The sequence below is a fragment of the Polaromonas vacuolata genome, assembly GCF_012584515.1.
In the GTDB taxonomy this organism is placed as follows: Bacteria; Pseudomonadota; Gammaproteobacteria; order Burkholderiales; family Burkholderiaceae_C; genus Polaromonas; species Polaromonas vacuolata.
Window position 1 is genome coordinate 1,879,077 of sequence record NZ_CP051461.1, and the last position, 20,507, is coordinate 1,899,583.

Consider the following 20,507-nt stretch of genomic DNA (forward strand, 5'->3'; position numbering starts at 1 on the left):
TCTCCTCTAGGTGGGAAGTGATGGCTCAAAAAATTGAGTCTTATGACTGCGGCAAAGCAGTTAGTGTCAAGCCATCCCTTGCTATGAGGATGGCTGTTGTTGGGAATGCTGATTAGCCAAAGCCAATATTAAATATCTACCCCATGGTCATGAGTTGCGCATTACCACCTGCCGCTGCAGTGTTGGTACTGATGCTTTGCTCGTGCATTAAGGCACTTACGTCGTATACGCCGCCCGAAGCCAGTTGTGCCGAGGTCAAGTTTTCAACCCGCACGATGGCACCAGAGCGCTCGGCAATGCGCGGTAACAAGGCATGCAGCGTATCGCTATCGCCTTCAAATAAGAGTGCGCTCAAATGTTGCTGCTCTAAAAGTTGTCCCACTTTATGAGCCCGCACAAAGGCTTGCACATCAGCTGGAAATATCGCCAACGCTAGCGCGACTGGACTACCGGCAATAGGTGTTTCTAACCAGCACGGGTTGCCACTGGCCAATGCTGCTGCGACTTGTTGCACCAAACCTAGCGCGGTTTGTGGCATGGCCCAGACAGCGCCGCGGGGCAGTAGCTGGTAACGATTCGCCTCCCCCGTTGGGCCTGGCATGGTAAAGATTTGGCCTAGTACGTTGCTTGCTGTGTAAGCATCGCAAGCGGTCACGGCTTTAGCCATATCGCCGCTGGTTTGCCAGCCGTCTAGCGCCAAAAATGCGGGACTCACTAACGCTGAGTTCAAACTTTGCAAGGCCTTTAAGGCTAGCGTAGCTGCTGGGTTAGGCAGCTTAATCAGCGCTGCACTAGGACTAACTGGCATGGTTGGCAGAGCGGTGAGTGCTTGGTTGCCTTGTGAGGGATTGGCTTGCAGCAAGCGGTACAGATAAAGCGGGCCGCCCGCCTTGGGACCAGTACCCGACAAACCCATGCCGCCAAAAGGCTGGACGCCGACCACAGCGCCAATTACGTTGCGGTTAACGTACACGTTGCCGGCTTGGACTTTTTGCGTCACTTGAGCAATCGTCTCGTCGATACGGCTGTGCACCCCAAAGGTCAGGCCGTAGCCGGTTGCGTTCAGCGCGTCCAACACTTCACCCAGTTGATCACGGCGGTAACGCAGCACATGCAGCACTGGCCCAAAGACTTCGCGCTGCAAGCGTTTTATGTCATCAATTTCGATCAGTGCTGGCATCACAAAATGCCCTTGCACCGCGCTTTCATTGCGCCCCACACGGGTCACGCTTTGACCTTCGGATTGCATACGTGCAATGTGCGCTTCAATTTGGATACGGGCGTCCTCATCTATCACTGGGCCGACGTCAGTTTGCATGCGGTCTGGGTTACCCATAACCCATTCGCGCATGGCATGTTTGATCATCTCCACTACTCTATCCGCTCCGTCTTCTTGCAGGCACAACAAGCGCAGTGCAGAGCAACGTTGACCAGCTGAATCAAAAGCCGATGACAACACGTCACCTACCAATTGTTCTGCCAATGCCGACGAATCCGCCACCAGTGCATTTTGGCCACCGGTCTCCGCAATCAATGTAATCGGTCTGCCTTGAGGACTCAGACGTTTGGCCAAGGTTTGCGCAATCATGCGCGACACTTCGGTCGAACCGGTGAACATCACACCCGCTATTTGGCGGTGTGCAACCAGTGCTGCACCGACTGTCTCGCCAGTGCCGGGCACTAATTGCACGGCATCAACAGGAACACCGGCTTCGTGCAAAATTTTGACCATCACGTCAGCAATCAGTGAGGTCTGCTCGGCCGGTTTGGCCAAAGCGCAATTACCACTGGCTAAGGCAGCGGCGACTTGGCCGGTAAAAATTGCCAGCGGAAAATTCCACGGACTGATGCACAGCACCACGCCTAGTGGTCGGTGCGTAGCGTTATCAAACGTAGCGGATACCTGAGCAGCGTAGTAGCGCAAAAAGTCCACTGCTTCGCGTATTTCGGCTATCGCGTTTGGTATCGACTTGCCAGCCTCACGCACGATGAGACCGAGTAAGCTTTGCGTGCGCTGCTCCAACAAGTCGGCGGCGCGACTCAAACAGGCGGCACGCTCTTCTTGTGGCGTACCCTGCCAAATTTGTGCGGCGCGGGCGGCGCGGCTAATGGCCAGTTCGACATCTTCTGCGCTAGCCGGTCGCATCCAACCGACTTGATCACGCGTATCCGCTGGATTCAAAACCGCGTGCCAGCCGCCATCAGTATTGGGCGCATCCGTTGCGGCTATGTCAGCCACCGTACTAGAGGCGGTGTATAAATTCTGCGTACTGCGCAGTAAGCCAGCGGACAAGGACGCCAGTTGTTGCTCGTTGGCTAAATTTAAACCGGTCGAATTTTGCCGTGATTGCTCACCTAAATCGGCAAACATCTGGCGCGGCAGAGGAATTTTGTCGTGTGGAGCACCTAAGCGACCAGTCTCAAATTCAGTTTGCTGAACTTGGAACACGGGATCCACCACCAATTCAGCCACCGGAATATTGGCATCGCCAATGCGGTTAACAAATGAGGTGTTAGCGCCGTTTTCTAATAAACGCCGCACCAAGTAGGCCAACAGCGTTTCGTGCGTGCCAACCGGCGCATAAATGCGGCAAGGCCGGGCAAGTTTTCCGTTGGCGACACTGCCTGTGACTTGGTCATAGAGTGGCTCGCCCATGCCGTGCAGGCATTGGAATTCATACTGCCCGCTGTAGTAATTGCCGCCAGCCATGTGGTAGATAGTGGCGAGCGTCTGCGCATTGTGGGTAGCGAATTGTGGATAGATCGCATCTGGCGCATCCAGCAGTTTTCTTGCACAGGCCAAAAAGGCGACATCGGTGTGCACCTTTCGGGTGTAGACCGGATAGCCTTCATGGCCATCGAGTTGGGCGCGTTTGATTTCACTGTCCCAGTAAGCGCCTTTGACCAGTCGAATCATTAACCGGTGGCCGCTGCGTCTAGCCAAATCGATGGCGTAATCAATCACAAATGGGCAGCGTTTTTGATACGCTTGCACCACAAAACCGATACCGTTCCAGCCTTTTAGCGCGGGCTCAAAACACAGGCATTCGAGTAAATCAAGCGACAACTCTAAGCGGTCGGCTTCTTCAGCATCAATGTTCAATCCAATGTCGTATTTGCGCGCTAACAGAGTTAGATGCAGTAGCCGCGGCAGCAACTCCGTCATGACACGGTCGCGCTGAGCGCGGCTGTAGCGGGGGTGTAGCGCCGAGAGTTTGACCGATATACCAGGTCCTTCATGAATGCCGCGTCCGTTAGAAGCCTTGCCGATAGCGTGAATAGCCTGCTCGTAAGACACCATATAACCCTCAGCATCCTGCTCTGTCACAGCCGCTTCACCCAGCATGTCGTAGGAATAACGAAAGCCCGATTTCTCTAATGTCCGGCTGTTGGCCAGCGCTTCGGAAATGGTCTGACCGGTCACGAACTGCTCACCCATGAGTTTCATCGCACGGTGCACACCTTGACGAATCAAGGGTTCACCGCCTTTGCCAATCAAACGTGTGAGTGACGCACCCAGGCTTTTTTCGCTACTACTAGACGTCAACTTGCCGGTCAACATCAGGCCCCAAACAGCTGCATTAACGAACATTGAAGGCGAGTTGCCTAAATGCGAATGCCAGTCGCCATGACTAATTTTGTCGCGAATCAATGCGTCGCGGGTGGCGTTATCGGGAATTCGCAGCAGCGCTTCGGCTAAACACATCAGCGCCACGCCTTCTTGGCTGGAAAGCGAAAACTCTTGCACCAGTGCTTCAACGCCACCGCTGTCTTTTTTACCGCGCAAACCTTCGACCAGTTTTGTTGCCTGTGTTTCTATCGCAGTGCGCTGTACGGCGTCTGATGTATGCGCCAGTTGCACTAGCAGCGGCAGGCATTCTTCTTCGGGTCTGTGCCAAGCGGCGGTAATAGCCGCTCTAAGGTCAGTCTGCGGCAATACATTTTGAGCCCAATCGAGAAACGGCTGCGGCTGCGGCAACGGCATCAAACTGCTAGTTGGCTCATCGCTTTCATCGATCTCATTTATTTCCGGCATCTCGCCGAGAGCGGTTGCACCTAAATTAGCGCCCAAAGGTGAAAGACCGCGTTCAAGACTTTCAACATAATGCAAAACAGCTTGCTTGATCAGCCAATGTGGTGTTCGACCTTGTTGTGTAGCCGCTTCGCGAATGCGGGCTCGCAGCGCCTCATCGACCTTAAGACCTAGCGTGACTGTAGACATGGGTTGCACCTTTTGACTGAGTTAGTGCAACCCATTTTATAGATAGTGCAACCAAATCAAAATCCGGGTTAACCCTCAACCCATAAATCCATAAGCGATTGCAAATAATGGTTTGGCGTCTGTGCTTATATGGGTGCAGATTTAGAATAAAAAAAGCCACCGAAAGGTGGCTTTTTAAATCAATCTAAAAGATCAATTCATGAATTAATTCAGCGGTGTTTTCTTACCGTCTTTGTAGACGTAAAGAGTAATCGCTGGGTTCTTCAATTCGCCGTTAGGCTCAAAAGCGATGGTGGTGGTCACGCCCTTGTAGTTAGTCTTCATCAACTCTGGCAAATAGACTTTTGGATCGCTAGACTTTGCACGTTTCATCGCGTCGACCAAAACGAAAGTAGCGTCATAGGTGTATGGGCTGTAGACCTGGAACTGGTTTGGATACTTGGCGTCGTAACGCTTTTTCCATGCTTCGCCGCCTGGCATTTTTGCCAGCGATGCACCGCCTTCAGCGCAAACAATGTTCTCAACTGTTTTAGCGCCGGCTGCGAGCTTGGCGACTTCTGTCGTGCAGATGCCGTCACCACCGAAAAACTTGACGTTGCTCATGCCGAGTTGTTCCATCTGACGCAGCATTGGTCCAGCTTGTGGATCCATACCGCCGAAGAAAATCGCATCGGGCTTCTTGGCTTTGACGGCTGTCAAAATGGCCATGAAGTCAGTGGCTTTATCGGTGGTGAACTGCTCGTCAACAACCTTCATGCCTTTGGACAAAGCGGTGCGTTTGAACACTTCAGCAACGCCTTGGCCATAAGCTGTACGGTCATCAATGACGGCGACAGTTTTGAGCTTGAGTCCATCAATCGCGTAGAAAGCCAGACCAGCGCCAAGAGCGTTGTCGTTGGCAATGATACGGAAGGTGGTGTTGTAGCCTGGCTTGGTCAGATTAGGGTTGGTTGCAGCGCCGGTGATATGGGGAATACCGCAGTCGTTGTAAATCTTAGAAGCAGGAATCGTGGTGCCGGAATTGAGGTGACCGACTACGCCAGCGACTTTTGCATCGCACAACTTTTGTGCAGCAGCCGTGCCTTGTTTTGGATCGGCGGCATCATCTTCAGCCACGATTTCAAACTTGGCTTTCTTGCCGCCAATCATGATGTTCTGAGCGTTCAGATCTTCAATGGCCATGCGGACGCCATTTTCATTATCTTTTCCGTAGTGGGCTTGCGAGCCGGAAAGCGGGGCAACATGGCCGATTTTTACGATCAGGTCCTCAGCCGAAGCCATGCCAGCCAAGCTAGCCAGTGCCGCAATCACTGTCAGTTTAAATTTCATCTGCATAAAAACACTCCGATTAGGAAATTACCGTTAAAGGTTGAGAACAAAATTTTTGCTCAACGGCACGTAACATAACGCAATTTTCGCGCCTGCCGTATAGCAATATCCCTAGGTTTAATCGATTGGATTAAAACATCCGATGTAAATTAACCTGGAAGTATTGTGTCATCAAATAAAGTTAAAAAACTTTTGGATACAACTCTTGTGAAACCGCTTGCATGACCGTCTCGCGGACCACAGATTCGATCTCTTCGCGCAAGCGTGGTGCCAGTGTTTGGGTATGCGCCAGAACGATTTGTGAAACGGCATCTTGCAAGCGCGATTCAAGCGCGCTGTCGACGCGCTGCATCACGCGGTGGAGAATTTCATTTTCAAGTTTTAGCTGGGTCTCAAATGTCATTGCTTGCGACATTTGAGGCAGCTCTTGCTCTTGCGCTTGCTCTGAATTAATGATCGGCGGCTGAATTGGCTGGGCTGCCGTCAATACCGCAGACTGCTTGAGGCCTGTTAATGCAGGAATAGCCACCCCGAGTTGAACCACATCTGTGAGCGTGGGCACAAAACGCGGCGGCATGGGTGAGTCGCTCATGCGTTAGTTCCTGCGGCAGATGTTTCGTGTTTTTTCAGCGGATAGCCTCTGTCGGCGTAATGCTTCCAGCGGCGGCGCGCGGCCGAGAGTTCTGGAGGTGCTTGACCCACTAACTCGATGAGACGCTCGAAGCGTTCGAAATTCTCAGGTATTTCTTCTCCGAGATTGACCAACACCTGCCAGTGTTGACTGCTAGCCGTCGATTGCGCCAGCACTATGGGGCTGGCTGCAAGTGTGATGGCGTGCAGTTCAGGATTGGCAGATGAGGCCGCTGTTGCCGCGCAATGCGGCACAAAATCTGTACTGGAAAACTGCCAGAGTAAGCGGTCTAACTCATGCAATTGATCAGGCTGCCCTGTCACCAGCACTTTTGCGCCCCCGGCGTAAGCCTTGCGCAACAAGCGGCAGGCGTAGCCTAGCTTGTCGGCCAGATTGACGTGGAAGGCTACCTCAGTCATGCCGAGCGGATCAGACTTGCTTGACGAGGTTTGGCGACGCGCTTAACCGGTGCTTTCGGCACTTTCAGCGCGGTCGTCTGGGCGCTATTTGCTGCTGATTTAGCGCTGGCTTTAGTCGCGGCTTTAGGTAATTGCTGCGCAGGAAGTGCCGCAGTTGCCAACAAAAATTCAACCAATAAACCGACTGGGCGACCGGTAGAGCCTTTGACCTTACCGCTTTTCCAAGCGGTGCCGGCTATATCCAAATGTGCCCAAGGGTACTTAGTCGTAAAACGTTGCAAAAATTTTGCCGCTGTCACTGCACCGCCAGCACGCCCGGCGACATTCGCAACGTCAGCAAAATTGCTTTTCAAGCCTTCAGCGTAATCGTCATCTAGCGGCATGCGCCAGCACAAATCTAATGCGCTATCACCTGCATCTAACAGGCGTTTAACCAATTGCTCGTCCGCAGAGAAAACACCGCTGCGCACACCACCAAGAGCGACTACGCAAGCACCGGTTAGGGTGGCAATATCGACTACAGCAGCGGGTTTAAAGCGTTCGGCATAAGTCAGTGCGTCGCATAAAACCAGTCGGCCTTCGGCATCGGTATTGAGGTTTTCAATCGTCTGTCCGCTCATGCTGGTGACCACATCACCAGGTTTGACTGCGTTGCCATCTGGCATGTTCTCGCAAGCAGGTATCAAACCGACCACATTGATGGCAGGCTTGAGATCGGCGAGTGTGCGAAAGGTGCCCAACACGCTGGCAGCACCGCACATATCAAACTTCATCTCATCCATATCGGCCGAAGGCTTAATAGAAATGCCGCCAGTATCAAAGGTAATACCTTTACCGACCAACACCACTGGTGCTGCTGTTTTTGCCGCACCGTTGTAATGCAGAACAATAAAGCGTAGTTCTTCGCGTGAGCCTTTGGCCACAGACATAAAGCTACCCATACCTAGCTTGGCAACTTCTTTAGGGCCCAGCACTTCAACTTTGATACCGGGTAATTTTCCTAATTCTTTAGCTGCATTTGCCAGCATAGTGGGCGTTGCATGATTGGCAGGACGGTTGCCCCACTCTTTGGCTAAGTCAATACCTTTAGCGAGCGCAATACCGGCCTCAAAACCAGCTTTCATCGCTGTCACGGCTGGCGCAGTGGCGGCTGTGAAAACTATGCGCTCAATTGCACTGACGCTGGCTTTTGGTTTGGTAGTAGTAAAGACGTAGCAAGCATCTGCGCAAGCCAAAACAGCTGCACTGGCTTGGGCGTTAGCCGCAGTGCTGAGAAAATTTAGATCTAACAACACGCGTTTAGCGTTGCTTCCCTTAAGGCTGGAGATGGCGGCATTAACTGCTGAGCGCACGCTTTTGGCGCTGCCGTCGCCGGCACCGACCAGAACCAAGCGAGTAGCCGCCATGTCCGTGGGTCGGTAGGTTGTGAGCAACTGACCGGTTTTAGCCTGAAGGTCGCCAGACTTTAAGGCCAAGCTTGCAAGCGCTGATACGGCATCTTCTCCCGCTTGAAAGTTATGCGGCAACAAAACCACCAGAGCATCACATTTTTCAGCGCACACACGCTCATTACTTAAAGGTTTAATTTCAAAGTTCATAATTGGGGGTTTGTCAGTCTATATTTTTAAGTAAAGCGCTAAGCGCAAAAACACGCCACGTGTCAATGTTATTCCAATCTTCGATCCGCAAAGAATTAGCCCGCAGTTTCGGTGCCACGTTGGTGGTTTTAATCACTATCGTGATGACTATTGTGCTTATCCGCACGCTTGGCCAAGCCTCGCGCGGTTCAATAGACCCACAAGACGTGATGCTGTTCATGGCCTATTCGGCTATGGGACGGCTGCCGACCATACTCTCGCTGTCTCTTTTTATCGCCATGGTGAGCACACTCTCGCGCATGTATAGGGACAGCGAAATGGTGGTCTGGTTCACCAGCGGCCAGGGCTTATGGGGATTTTTACGGCCACTGTACCGCTTTGCTTGGCCGGTTTTACTCATCATTACCCTGATGTCAATGTTCGTTTGGCCTTGGGCCAACCAGCAAACCCAAGACATGCGTGAACGTTACGAAAGTCGCAGTGATTTAGACCGTATCGCGCCTGGGCAATTCCAAGAATCATCCAACGGAAGTAGGGTGTTTTTTATTGATGCGGGAACCGAGTCAGCAAAAAAAACCAGTAACAATGTTTTTATTTCGGCAAACACCAACGGCAAGAACACTGTAATCACAGCCAACTCCGGACGCATTGAAATGCGTGGGAAAGACCAACTGCTGCTTTTAGAAAACGGTCAGAGAGTCGAACGTATTGAAGGCAAAAATGCACTAAAAATCAGTGAGTTTCAAGAATATGGCACGAATACTGGCACGACAAACACCTTGGCAGCGGAAGCTACTGAAGCCAAGCTTTTGTCTACGCGCGATCTGCTCAAGGCGCCGTCTCTGGTTAACCGAAGTGAATTAGCTTGGCGACTAGGTCTTTTGCTTTCAGCCCTCAATCTTGTGGTTTTGGCCGTAGCACTCGCTAGCGTCAACCCGCGCGGCGGTCGCAGTGGCAACATGATATTTGTACTTCTGACTTTTATCGTCTACAACAATTTACTCAACCTCGGCCAAAATTGGATTTATAGCGGCTTGGTGAGTTTTGGTGGATTTCTAATCACGCTACATGGCGGTGTGTTGCTGCTTGGCTTGGCATGGCTGGCTAAGCGCCATAGCAACTGGACACTCAAATCAATGCTGCGCATGAACAGTCGCAACCCAGTCACCGAGAAAACTTCAGTATGAAAACCATAAGACGTCTGATTTATGGTGAAGTTATTAGCTCTATCGCCCTAGTGGCATTGGGTTTTTTATCACTGTTTTATTTTTTTGATCTAGTTGACGAGTTGCAATACATTGGCAAAAACAATGGCTTAGCGGGCTTGGGCGAAATCTATCAAATCAAGCACGCGCTGCTTTACGTGACTTTGCTAGTACCCAATCACCTCTACGAGTTACTCCCGATCTCAGTATTGATAGGCACAATCTTCGTGATGGCTAGACTGGCACAAAGTTCTGAATTCACGATTTTGCGCACCAGCGGTTTAGGGCCTTGGCGTGCACTGCGGTTGCTGCTGGGCATTGGTTTATTTTTTGTTGTCTTTAGTTTTGTCGTGGGTGATTACCTTGCGCCGCTTTCAGACCGCACAGCGCAATTGCTGAAGGGTCGCTACCAAAACAGCATCACGGTAGGTCAAACAGGCGCTTGGCTGCGTGAGAAAAAGGCCTACAACAGTTACGTCGCCAATATCAAAATCCTCACACCCAATAATGAAATGCAAGGTGTTCAGATTCTGGAATTCAACAACCAGGGCTTTATGGTCTCCATCACCAAAGCACCTAAAGCTGTTTTCTCAGACGGCAACGCGTGGATACTTGAACAAGCTACTCGCACCGAGCTAGCCATACCCAAACAAAGTGCTGGCGAGGTCAGCAGCAGCAAAGCGCCGCCGCGGGTGAACAATAGTGAAATCGCAAATTACCGCTGGGCCACTGACTTGACCGAAGAAATGGTCTCAGTTGCCCTGCTCAAACCTGATCGCATGGCTACGCTGGACTTGCTTAACTACATTCGACATCTAGATGCTAATGGTCAAACCGCTCAGCGCTATGAGATTGAATTTTGGAAAAAAGTTTTCTACCCGCTTAGCTGTCTTGTGATGGTGATACTTGCCCTACCGTTTGCTTACCTGCACTTTCGCTCGGGTGGAATAGCCGGCTATGTCTTTGCCGGTGTGATGTTGGGTATCAGCTTCTTTTTGCTTAACAATGTTTTTGGTTATGTCGGCAATTTGCGCAACTGGCAGCCATGGATTGCGGCGGCAGCGCCAGGCCTACTTTATATGGCCGCATCGCTGGGTGCGTTCAGTGTTTTAGTGCTCAGACGATAATACGAACACACATGAATAGCCTTACCTCAAATCCACAAATAAAGCCTGCTTCACAGCTGGGCATAGTACTTTTCGGTCACGGCTCGCGTGACCCCAACTGGCGCTTACCCATGGAAGCCGTGGCGGCGCAAATTCGCAGTCGTGAGCCAGCCACACCGGTTGTTTGTGCTTATCTCGAACTGTGTGAACCTAGTCTGCCAGCTGCTGCTGCGGCCTTAATTAAAGACGGCGCTGAACGGGTAAAGATATTTCCGCTGTTTTTAGGCGTTGGCAAACATGCGCGTGAGGATTTACCACTGCTGGTTAGTGAAATCCGCGCCACCCATCCGCAAACCGAGGTTGAATTAATGGCCACAGCGGGCGAAAACCCCGCCTTAATCGCGTTAATGGCGGATTTAGCACTGGCTTAATTAGAATTTAAGAGCTACAAGGACTAGATCAACGCTTGTGTGAGAAATGCGAAAAGGCATAATGAAATCAAACATTAGCCTACTTTTGATATGAACCTCCATCAATTTCGATTCGTCCAAGAAGCCGTTAGGCGAAACCTCAATCTGACCGAAACGGCCAGAGCACTGCACACCTCACAGCCCGGGGTTTCAAAAGCCATTATTGAGCTGGAGGAAGAACTTGGTGTCGAGATTTTTGCGCGTCACGGCAAACGCCTTAAAAGAGTCACAGAGCCCGGCGAGCATGTGCTCAAAAGCATAGCCCTGATCATGCGCGAGGTAGGTAATTTACGCCGTATCGGCGAGCAATATTCAGCCCAAGACACGGGTACGCTTTCAATCGCCACCACCCACACTCAAGCGCGCTATGTGTTGCCGCAACCAGTAGCACGCTTGCGCGAAGCCTTTCCCAAAGTCAATGTCAGCCTGCATCAAGGCTCGCCCGATCAAGTCGCACGCATGGTGATAGATGAAGTTGCAGAAATCGGTATCGCCACCGAGTCACTCACCCAATACGACGAGCTCATCACTCTACCCTGTTACGAATGGCAGCATGTATTGGTCATGCCTTTAGCGCATCCGCTGGCGGGTAAAACCGACATCACGCTAGAAGAATTAGCGCTTGAGCCGCTAATCACCTACCACCCTTCTTTTACTGGCCGCACCAAGATTGACTTAGCGTTTGCTGCCGCTCGCTTGCAGCCGCGTATAGCGTTGGAAGCCATTGATTCCGACGTGATTAAAACTTATGTACGGCTGGGCTTGGGCGTGGGAATAGTCGCTGAAATGGCCATGCACGATGACGGCACTAACGCTGACTTGGTGGCTATTCCTGTGGGCACATTGTTTGGCGTGAACGTGGCCCGCATTGCCTTTAAGCGCAGCGCTTACTTGAGAAATTTTGTCTATAAATTTGCCGAGTTGCTCAGTGATAAGTTAGACAGAAAATTAGTTACCCGAGCCATGGCCGGTCATTTGACCGAAGACGATTTTTAAATCTTTGTCATCTAAAAGTCACTGAGTAAATCAATCAATAAGCGAACTTATGCAAACGCAAAACACGCAGCAAAACACATCGCCAAGAACACCGTTGTTGACCACCAAGCTTCCGGCCGTGGGCACAACTATTTTTACGGTAATGTCCAGCTTGGCCCAGGAAAGTGGTGCGGTCAATCTAGGTCAAGGTTTTCCTGATTTCAATTGCGATCCCAAGCTGGTCGCAGATGTCACACAGGCTATGACACAAGGTCTGAATCAATACCCGCCCATGGCTGGTGTTCCGGTTTTGCGCCAAGCGATTTCAGACAAGCTGCAGTTGCTGTACGGCGGAAAATACAGTGCAGACAGTGAAATAACCGTCACCGCGGGTGCGACCCAAGCCATCATCACCATCATATTGGCCGTCGTGCATGCCGGTGACGAAGTCATAGTGTTAGAGCCCTGCTACGACAGCTATGTACCGAATATCGAACTGGCCGGTGGTGTGGTTGTGCGCGTGCCGTTAGTACCGGGTAGTTTCAGGCCAGACTTTGACAAGATCAGTGCCGCCATCACGCCCAAAACACGCGCCATCATCATCAACTCACCGCACAACCCCAGCGCCACTGTCTGGACTAAAGCGGACATGCTTAGATTAGAAGAAATCCTCGCGCCGACTGAAGTTTTATTAATCAGCGACGAGGTCTATGAGCACATGGTTTTTGACGCCGACAAGGGCTGTGCACACCAAAGTGCGATTCTTTTTTCAAGGCTCGCTGCACGTGCTTTTATTGTCAGCAGCTTTGGTAAAACCTATCACGTCACTGGCTGGAAAGTCGGCTATGTTGCAGCCCCCGCTGCTTTAACGGCCGAGTTTCGCAAGGTCCACCAATTCAATGTTTTCACCGTCAATACGCCCGTGCAGTATGCGCTGGCGGCCTATATGGCGGACGCAAAACCTTATCTAGACTTACCGGCTTTTTATCAACGCAAACGAGACCTTTTTCGCAGTGGATTGGCCGGCTCACGTTTTAAATTACTGCCTAGTGAGGGAACATACTTTCAGTGCGTAGACATCTCAGCTGTGAGTAGTTTGAACGAGGCTGATTTTTGCAAATGGCTGACCACAGAAATCGGTGTGGCAGCCATTCCGCTATCGGCTTTTTATGGCGACGGTTTCGATCAGCGTGTGGTGCGCTTTTGCTTTGCCAAAAAAGACCAAACGTTAGAAGCTGCACTAGCGCGCTTAGCCAAACTGTAGGATTGCTGCAAAGATTCAAACTACAAAAGTAGCAATTTTTTTAGTTAAAGTTATGGCCGCATAACTTGCGATACCGTCACAATAATTTCCAGTATTTGATCTTGGTTAGATGTATTTTTTTTCACGGTGACGAAGCGAATAGGCATTCCCGGCTTGAGATCGGAAAGCCCTAGGGTCGACTCAAATTGGCTTGTCTTTAATCCATTCGAAGCCGACGCAATGCCTTTGACGGATGCGTCCGCCAGCGACCAACTTACGCCGTCAACCAGTATTAATTTTTTCTTTAAATCTATGCTGTTAATCGTGCCGCCTCTTTCAATTTTAATAACTGCAAGCGCAGAAGGTGAGCTAGCTTGAGACGAACTCGGCCCTGTCGTCACGGCATGAGCCGGTAATTGAATCCAGTTAAATACTGATATGACAGCGAGCAGTGAAATTTTAGTCATAGACATATTCCTTAGAATTTCAAACGGCCAAAGCGAGTAATCAATTAAATAATTCGCGCCAAGAGGTTCTTTTTGGGATGAAAGCAATGCTTGAGACAGGCACATCTTGCTTAATAGTCTGGGCGTCTGATGTTCTAACCAGCGAGACAATTTTTCCGCTGGGTAGTTGAATTAACACCGGTCGACTGGCCAAAGCATTACCCAAAAATACACCAGACCAGCTCAGCGTTGAATTCTCAACCAAGCCGCCAGTTCTAATATTAAGAAAATATGCCCAACTACTACCGCCAGGCTGGCAGACGGTTAGGTTAGGGATATTGCTGCTAAAGACCAGCGTCTTACCCGCTAGTGCAGGATTAGTATTTATACGCTCACCGCTACTGGGTAAGTCTATAAACCAGCCTTTTTTAACTGCGTAATCGACGCTGTTGTTAGAGCTGACACGGTTGTTGCCGCTAGTCGTAAAAGTCTGTTGCTGCAATACCGAACGCACCGGGTCTGTCAGTGCCACAAATGAGTCCTTCAAACCATAAATCGTTTGCGTCTGGCTGGCGTTACTGTTCGCACCGATTGAACCGGCAATATCAGTTGAACCTAAATATTGACCCGTTCCCACATAAACCATACGACCGTCGCTGGTCAATGTCAGCTCAGGCGCAGTGGTGATGGGCTGCGCAACTGCATTGCCGTCTTTCAGAGTCGCAAATTTAGCGACTTGCCATTGATTGACGGTGTTTCCACTTAAGTCAAAGCGCCACAGATTGCCTTTAAGGTCTCCGCCATAAACATAGTCAGTGGTATTGTCGATGTCACCGTTGGAGACGTAAGCACTGAGCTCCGACAAACCGCAGGGATTAATGTTTGGACTAGTGGTACAGCCTGTAGTTGGAATGTCAGCGATCAAATCCCCTGTTTTAGGATTGAGCACATACAAATGTCCCAAGCCGTCCCCGCCACTTTCTCCGCTATTTGTACCGTTGTTATAGCCAGAACTCACGAGGACTACCCAACCCTTGGCCAGCGTTTTGACAATCACCGGTCTACCAAATGAGTAGCCCATATTGAGCTTGGCAGTGCTGCGAATACCCGCATTCGATACGCTGTTGGGAAACTCCCAAAGCACTTTTCCGCTTACCGCGGCTTCACTTGCCGCATTGGCGTTAGTGACATCAAGGGCATAGTAACCACGTCCACCTTTGGCCAATCCACCCACCAAAATTGTTCGCCAATCAACCGTGTTGTTGTTACCGCCTACGTTATTGAAATCAACATCGCCAGACACTGGCGTGCCATCGACTGTGTATTGGTGTGAAAAGCCGCTGCTTCGGCTGAGATTGTTAAGACTTGAGAGTACTAAATTTGGCACGAAAGCCCAAAGTTCAGCGCCGCTAGCCGCAGCAAACGCGTGCAGCATACCGTCGTTAGCGGCCTGGTAAAGCACGCGGCTTCTTGCGCTATTGGTTTGCTTGAAACTGGTGTAGCCGGTGTCTGAATAACTGGCGCTTGGCTCGCGCACCAGCAGTGGTTCAGCATTAATGATGTCGCCTAACAAATGCGCGCGAGCGCGGTAAGTTAGCGCGGTCTCACCGCTGCGGTCTCCACGTAAATAAGCCAGCACTGCCGCACCGTCAATGCTGGCCGTTGTATTTAACAAGGTCTGCTGTGAAGCGCTTAATTTAGTCGTGCTCAATGCATTGCTGGGTTGAAACTGTATGCCGCCTATAGCGCCCGCAGCGTCTGGAGATGAAACTATGTATCGGCTGGAGGCTTGGCGAAGATCGAGTTGCGTAGCCGCTGAACCTGCACTCCAAAGAGAAACAGTAGACGGCAGACCTGTCGTTAAATCAATCGAGTAGGCATTGACATCTCCGCTCCACGTTCCAGAGTTGTAGCTAGACGCATAAGATGCGTTATCCGTGGAAGTAACGTGCGCATTGGCTACGGCTACTGCAGACGCTGCACCTACTTTGGCAATTATGTCTTCAGTCACGCTGGTAATGGCGGCTTGAAATGTAGCCGAATCCGACGCCGCAATAGAAGCATCTGTACCGCCACCATAGGCCATCGCATCCATGACCGATAAAGCATTGGGGTTTGCCAGAGTATCGCCCAACGCCACGACATAAGTTTGCACATCGAATTTACCGGTTACCAATCCGGTACCGTCTTTCCTAGTCGAACTCAAACTACCCGCTATAAGGGTGCGTAAATCTTGTACGGATTGAATCGCATCATTTGCCGCCACACCCAACACGCCACCGGTGCAAGAGTTGGTCACCTTACTCCATAGACAAGTGTTGGTTCTATCGCTCTCTGAGTAGAGTGCACCACTGGCATTGCCTGTGGGTAGGCCGTCGGTCACTAGCATGACGAAATTTTGCTGGCAACTTTGTGTGATGGGTGAAAAATTCGGGCTACCCAGGCCGCTAGAAAAATAAGTCTTTGCTGAATTTAGTGTGCCTTTAAGCGTGGTGAAGATTGCGCTATTTTTAATTTCACCGGTCGCACTACTGGTCTCATTGCCAAGCAGCGATTGGAGTTTATTGAAATGAGTTGTTGAGTCCGTCATCACCGCCTCATTAAGCGTTCCACCACCACTAACGTTAGCGAGATAACCCCAACCCCTGGGCAGATACAGTGAGCGTGAAATATTGTTTGGTGAACTTGCACCAGAGTTACTGGGAACAAAACCAGCATCGGTGGGGGTGAGAGTAGACGAAAAAATAGGATTATTAAAATCCGCAGGAACATTCCAAGTCGACACATTGCTAGTGTGATTTTCATACCAGCTATAAGTCGTCGGATTGGATGAATTAATCGCTGGTGCCCACAGTTGCGCGTATGTGGGCAAACCTGAATAGCTGCCGTAATACAAAACGTCGACGATATTTGAATCATCCGAGCTGAGATTAAAAGTGACGAACTCACGCCCTGTTGAGGGCTGAGGGTTGGCGATACATTTACCGCCGCCAGAAGTTGACGTGCCTGCTTGTGCCGGCACACCGTTGAAAACACCGGCGCTATAACCGGTGCAGTTACTGGTAAAAACCATCCCTAACGTACTGCCCAAATAGTATGCATAGGTGCTGTAAGGGCCGTTATTACTGGTTACTGCGTATGTCATCAAACCCCAGTTAAAAGCATTTCGATAAGTCAAAAATGCATTGCGCATAACAGCACGACCAATATTGCCACGCGTGTTGGGATTGTTGCCAGAGACCATAACGCCATTCATAAAGGCATCCATGGATTGAGAGTTATCGTAAATCACCAGCACATTTGGCGTCACCATGGTGGTGGTGGCCATAGGTGTGTTGGCAATGTCAGTCGTTGCGGCAAGGGCTAATTTCACATCACCCGCGCAGATTAGGAAAAGACACAGCACAAGGTTGAACGGATGGGGTTTAAATAAGTTCTTATTCATGATTTTTCTTCTTCATTGAATTTGAAATTTGCCTTTAGAGCAGCTATAGAAAAAATAGCTTAAAAAAATTTAAAAATAATAAAAAATAATAAAAAATAATTAAGAGTTTTGCCTAAGTTTTAAACCGCATAAATAACTTGCACAAAACTATTCGTATTGCGCGGTCCGGTAACGCGAACAGTGGCCCGATAAAAAACCTGATTTGCTGAGCTAAAAGTCACGGCACCGGCTTTTTTACTACCTACCGCTTGACTGGCGTTATTCATACATTTACTGGCAATATCGGTAACTGGTGTAGGGCCATCACACAGCCTATCAATCACGTATTGCACGCTATAACTTTGATTCAACGTTGCCTTGGGCACTAGGCTCCAGTCGATTAATGTCGGTATACCTGAGGTACTTAAACTATCGAGTCGGGTCGAATAATAATTGCAAGTACCCAACACACAATTAACTGGGAAATTGGCATCTGGCGCAGTGATAGCTAGGCCGGATAACAAGGTAAATGCTGCTTCAACGCCAACATCAGTGGCTTGCAATGTTGCTTGCCGGAAAGCTAAGTTTCCAGAAATTACATTGCCAGTGTTTACCGATCGCATTAAGGCCAAGCCAGCTAGCGTCATGGCGATTAATGCGATCAAGGAAATTACCAGCGCTACGCCGTGTTGTGCGCTTTTAAAAAAGGGTAAATGTTTGTGCAAGGTTTTCATCAGCTGGCCCAGATGATGTTGCGAATCGGAATAATGGTTTGGTAAACCCGGTAGCGATATTGCTGCCAATCAGTACTGCCGCTCAGATTAATTAAAGGCTCGCTATCGGACCAAGCACATGGCCCGTTTGCATTGAGCACTGTGCCGGTGCTGTTGGTACAGGGAAAACTAACGTTAGTCGCTTCTTTTTTCGTACTTCTGGAAACCACTACGAGACGAATGGCCTTGATGCGCATGACCTTGTCAGCGTTAAGCACATTCCAGCCGCTAGCGGCATCGGCCTTGACCCAAGCGCTGACATTTTGACTACCCGTATTGGCCACGCCATACTGGGCCTTGATAGTGACAATATCGGGTGCAAGTGCCGATGTAGTCGCGACCAAAGCATCGGTATAGTCCACCAAAGACAATTCATTCTTGATGTTCACGGCATAGACATGGGAGAGCAATTCACCGACCTTAAACAGTTGCGCACCACTAGGATATGCCGGCCAACCGTTAGTGTTTTGAAACGAGTTAGACGGGTTGTTAGAAGGTGTTCCACCAGGATTGTGTTGCAGTTTAGACGCTGAGGCCTGCACTTGCGTGAGCTTCATAACAGTGCAAACTCCGCTGCTACTGTCAACTGCCACAACTACATCATCGACAAAGAAACCGGCTGTTGAACTAACATTGAGTTCTGACGAAGACGACGGCATGGTGGTCGTAATCGTCGTGGCGATAGAGCCGAGAAAATCAGCGCCACGCTTGACAATTAAAGTGTCAGAACTATTAGCGCCGCTGCCACCGTCCGTGATCTGCACCGGAATCAAACCCAGAGCACCTGCATAGGCGGGTATGGGTGAGACAGAAACATTACCATTTTGAAAGTAGCTATAAACATTGGCACAGGAAAATGCCAATGAATTATTAAGTCCCGCACCAGCACTGCGAATATCTTGTTCAAGCTCAGTCATTGCCAGCAAACCGCTAGACTGAGCCGACGTGCTGCTAATGCTGCGTTGTTTTTGGCTTTCAAATAAACCCCAGACTTGGGTGATGACTAATGTGACCAAAATACCCAGCACTAACCCAACCATGGTCTCTATCAAGCTAACGCCGTTTTGGTTCGAAGCGGTAAATTTTTTCATGGATTAATTTGCGCAGTCGCTACTTGGTTGTGGGTAGTCGTTTCCTGCGGTCCTTTCCAACAAATAGTCACCGAAACTTGCTTGGTGCTGCCAGAGTTACTAACCAATATCTGCGTTGTATTCACAGCACTTCCCGGCAGTGCCAGATTTACTTGGGTAAGCCAAGCGGTCACAGGTGAGGTCCATCCCGATACGTTTGCCGAGGCCGAACCCGTAAAGCCACAAACTGGGCCGGTTTGGTAGTGGCCGTAGTTATCAATATTGGAGCGATCTACCCACATCTGCGCAATGATTTGGTTAATCAGTAAAGACGCATCGGCACGGTATTTGGCATCAATGCTGTTCTTGATAGAAACCACTTGCAGGGCGATCAGTGCCAACAAGCCAATAGAGAAAATCAAAACCGCAAATAAAGCCTCTAGCAACGCACTACCGGTTTGCGGCTTTAGATTAGTTTTTATCTTGGTAAGGTAATTCATAAGCAAGCCGTCCCCGCACCGACAGGTGCATTCGGATCACACAACCTAATCGCACCACCGCTGTTGGTAGTGATGCGCAAAGGTCGCGCATCAGCAGCAGCAATAAGCGTGATGGGTACACTGATGTCCAACTGCGTCAGCGTGCTGCTTAAATCTGTGTTGGTTTTGACTCGCCCCAAACCGTCGAAAGTCATTTGGGTTGCAGCACTGGGCGTAACGGTAACCAGTGCGGCACTTGATCCTTCTGTGAAAACACGGCTCTGCACGATTACAAGTAGTGCGCTTTCAACCTTCACCGTCCATCCGCTCTGAGTGTCTTTAGTGAAAATCACCCGTTCATTGAGCCGTATCGCTTGAACCCTTGCCAGTTGCATACCATCTAGCAAACCTTGACCTGCCGTGCGTATCTGAGCGTTGGCCAGCATGATTTTGAAAGACGGTACGGCCAAGGCTATCAAGATAGCAACAATTGAGATGCTAATCATCATCTCAATCATCGTAAAACCGTGACGTCGTGGATTGATTAGCATTCGTTGCCTTTAACTAGCCAGCAATTTTTACTCAGCGTCGCACCTTCAAAACGGTTGCTGGTCTTGGCGTTGGACTGATTAATCGTGTAGCGGTAGTCAGCAGCCGTTGTACCCAAAGCGCCGGCAATGCTGCTCGCGGTGGCGATATAAGAATCGCTAGGTGTTGTTGCACCAACTTGGCACGAATAAACAAAGTAAAGGCTGTTGGCCGCCGTCACAGGGCAGGCGGTATTGGCGCTGCCGTAGTTGCGATTGTCCTGAAAGTATTGCTCCATCTTGACGCTGTAATCGGCCAGCGCGGCCATTGCGTCAGTGATTTTTCCACGCGCGATATAGCGTGAGTAAGACGGCAATGCGATGGATGTCAAAATTCCAACCACTGCCACTGTGATTAACAGCTCTATGAGCGTGAACCCATTGATGTACTTAGTTTTCATCACGTATCTAAGCCTTTGCGAAGCCATTTAGTTGCGCCCAATTAAATTGGGAGAACTAAGCAATTTAAACGCGTCTTTGTGCAATCATGTTACACAAAATAGTTTAGTGCAAATTTATAAGACGGTTTT

At 50.0% G+C, this 20,507-nt stretch carries 17 protein-coding genes; 5 read left to right on the forward strand and 12 right to left on the reverse strand.

The features are described from left to right. Positions 1 to 136: 136 nt before the first annotated feature. The 5 genes from putA to HC248_RS08610 all read right to left on the reverse strand — a co-directional run bounded on the left by putA (position 137) and on the right by HC248_RS08610 (position 8,199). A complete protein-coding gene (gene putA / locus HC248_RS08590; RefSeq protein ID WP_168922131.1) occupies positions 137 to 4,222 on the reverse strand; it encodes a trifunctional transcriptional regulator/proline dehydrogenase/L-glutamate gamma-semialdehyde dehydrogenase in 4,086 nt (1,361 codons plus the stop codon). A 204-nt stretch (positions 4,223 to 4,426) separates the two neighbouring features. Further along, entirely contained in the window at positions 4,427 to 5,557 is a 1,131-nt protein-coding gene (locus tag HC248_RS08595) for a branched-chain amino acid ABC transporter substrate-binding protein (protein WP_168922132.1), read from the reverse strand. Positions 5,558 to 5,732: 175 nt separating this feature from the next. Further along, positions 5,733 to 6,143, reverse strand: coding sequence for a hypothetical protein (locus HC248_RS08600; protein WP_168922133.1), 411 nt, complete (start codon positions 6,141 to 6,143; stop codon positions 5,733 to 5,735). Next, the gene (locus HC248_RS08605) at positions 6,140 to 6,601 is read right to left on the reverse strand and encodes a DNA polymerase III subunit chi (RefSeq protein ID WP_168922134.1); all 462 of its coding nucleotides are present in this window, start codon (positions 6,599 to 6,601) and stop codon (positions 6,140 to 6,142) included. The genes HC248_RS08600 and HC248_RS08605 overlap by 4 nt, the downstream gene beginning before the upstream one ends. Next, positions 6,598 to 8,199 carry a leucyl aminopeptidase gene (locus HC248_RS08610; protein WP_168922135.1) on the reverse strand — a complete coding sequence of 534 codons (1,602 nt, stop codon included), beginning with the start codon at positions 8,197 to 8,199 and terminating at the stop codon, positions 6,598 to 6,600. The genes HC248_RS08605 and HC248_RS08610 overlap by 4 nt, the downstream gene beginning before the upstream one ends. Before the next feature lie 65 nt (positions 8,200 to 8,264). On the opposite strand from HC248_RS08610, the gene lptF reads away from it, so the two are divergent. From lptF to HC248_RS08635, 5 genes are all read left to right on the forward strand, one after another. Further along, positions 8,265 to 9,386 (forward strand): LPS export ABC transporter permease LptF, encoded by a 1,122-nt coding sequence (gene lptF / locus HC248_RS08615; protein ID WP_168923759.1) that lies wholly within the window; start codon positions 8,265 to 8,267, stop codon positions 9,384 to 9,386. Beyond that, complete coding sequence (lptG, locus tag HC248_RS08620) at positions 9,383 to 10,531, forward strand: LPS export ABC transporter permease LptG (protein WP_168922136.1); 1,149 nt, start codon at positions 9,383 to 9,385, stop codon at positions 10,529 to 10,531. Before lptF ends, lptG begins: the two co-directional genes overlap by 4 nt. A gap of 11 nt (positions 10,532 to 10,542) precedes the next feature. Next, on the forward strand, positions 10,543 to 10,941 hold the full coding sequence (locus tag HC248_RS08625; protein WP_168922137.1) for a sirohydrochlorin chelatase: 399 nt from the start codon (positions 10,543 to 10,545) through the stop codon (positions 10,939 to 10,941). A gap of 90 nt (positions 10,942 to 11,031) precedes the next feature. After that, positions 11,032 to 11,976, forward strand: coding sequence for a CysB family HTH-type transcriptional regulator (locus HC248_RS08630; RefSeq protein WP_168922138.1), 945 nt, complete (start codon positions 11,032 to 11,034; stop codon positions 11,974 to 11,976). A 49-nt stretch (positions 11,977 to 12,025) separates the two neighbouring features. Further along, on the forward strand, positions 12,026 to 13,219 hold the full coding sequence (locus tag HC248_RS08635; protein ID WP_168922139.1) for a pyridoxal phosphate-dependent aminotransferase: 1,194 nt from the start codon (positions 12,026 to 12,028) through the stop codon (positions 13,217 to 13,219). A 50-nt stretch (positions 13,220 to 13,269) separates the two neighbouring features. On the opposite strand, the gene HC248_RS08640 is transcribed toward HC248_RS08635, so the two are convergent. The 7 genes from HC248_RS08640 to HC248_RS08670 all read right to left on the reverse strand — a co-directional run bounded on the left by HC248_RS08640 (position 13,270) and on the right by HC248_RS08670 (position 20,378). Then, the gene (locus HC248_RS08640; RefSeq protein WP_168922140.1) at positions 13,270 to 13,665 is read right to left on the reverse strand and encodes a hypothetical protein; all 396 of its coding nucleotides are present in this window, start codon (positions 13,663 to 13,665) and stop codon (positions 13,270 to 13,272) included. A 40-nt stretch (positions 13,666 to 13,705) separates the two neighbouring features. Further along, positions 13,706 to 17,089: a pilus assembly protein gene (locus tag HC248_RS08645; protein ID WP_168922141.1), complete on the reverse strand. Its 3,384-nt coding sequence runs from the start codon at positions 17,087 to 17,089 to the stop codon at positions 13,706 to 13,708. 119 nt (positions 17,090 to 17,208) lie between these two features. Next, a complete protein-coding gene (locus tag HC248_RS08650; protein WP_168922142.1) occupies positions 17,209 to 17,802 on the reverse strand; it encodes a pilus assembly PilX family protein in 594 nt (197 codons plus the stop codon). Then, positions 17,802 to 18,932: a PilW family protein gene (locus HC248_RS08655; RefSeq protein WP_168922143.1), complete on the reverse strand. Its 1,131-nt coding sequence runs from the start codon at positions 18,930 to 18,932 to the stop codon at positions 17,802 to 17,804. The genes HC248_RS08650 and HC248_RS08655 overlap by 1 nt, the downstream gene beginning before the upstream one ends. After that, positions 18,929 to 19,411, reverse strand: coding sequence for a type IV pilus modification PilV family protein (locus HC248_RS08660; protein ID WP_168922144.1), 483 nt, complete (start codon positions 19,409 to 19,411; stop codon positions 18,929 to 18,931). Before HC248_RS08660 ends, HC248_RS08655 begins: the two co-directional genes overlap by 4 nt. Next, on the reverse strand, positions 19,408 to 19,941 hold the full coding sequence (locus HC248_RS08665; protein ID WP_168923760.1) for a GspH/FimT family pseudopilin: 534 nt from the start codon (positions 19,939 to 19,941) through the stop codon (positions 19,408 to 19,410). Before HC248_RS08665 ends, HC248_RS08660 begins: the two co-directional genes overlap by 4 nt. Continuing rightward, complete coding sequence (locus tag HC248_RS08670) at positions 19,935 to 20,378, reverse strand: type IV pilin protein (protein ID WP_238342798.1); 444 nt, start codon at positions 20,376 to 20,378, stop codon at positions 19,935 to 19,937. The genes HC248_RS08665 and HC248_RS08670 overlap by 7 nt, the downstream gene beginning before the upstream one ends. Positions 20,379 to 20,507: the final 129 nt, after the last annotated feature.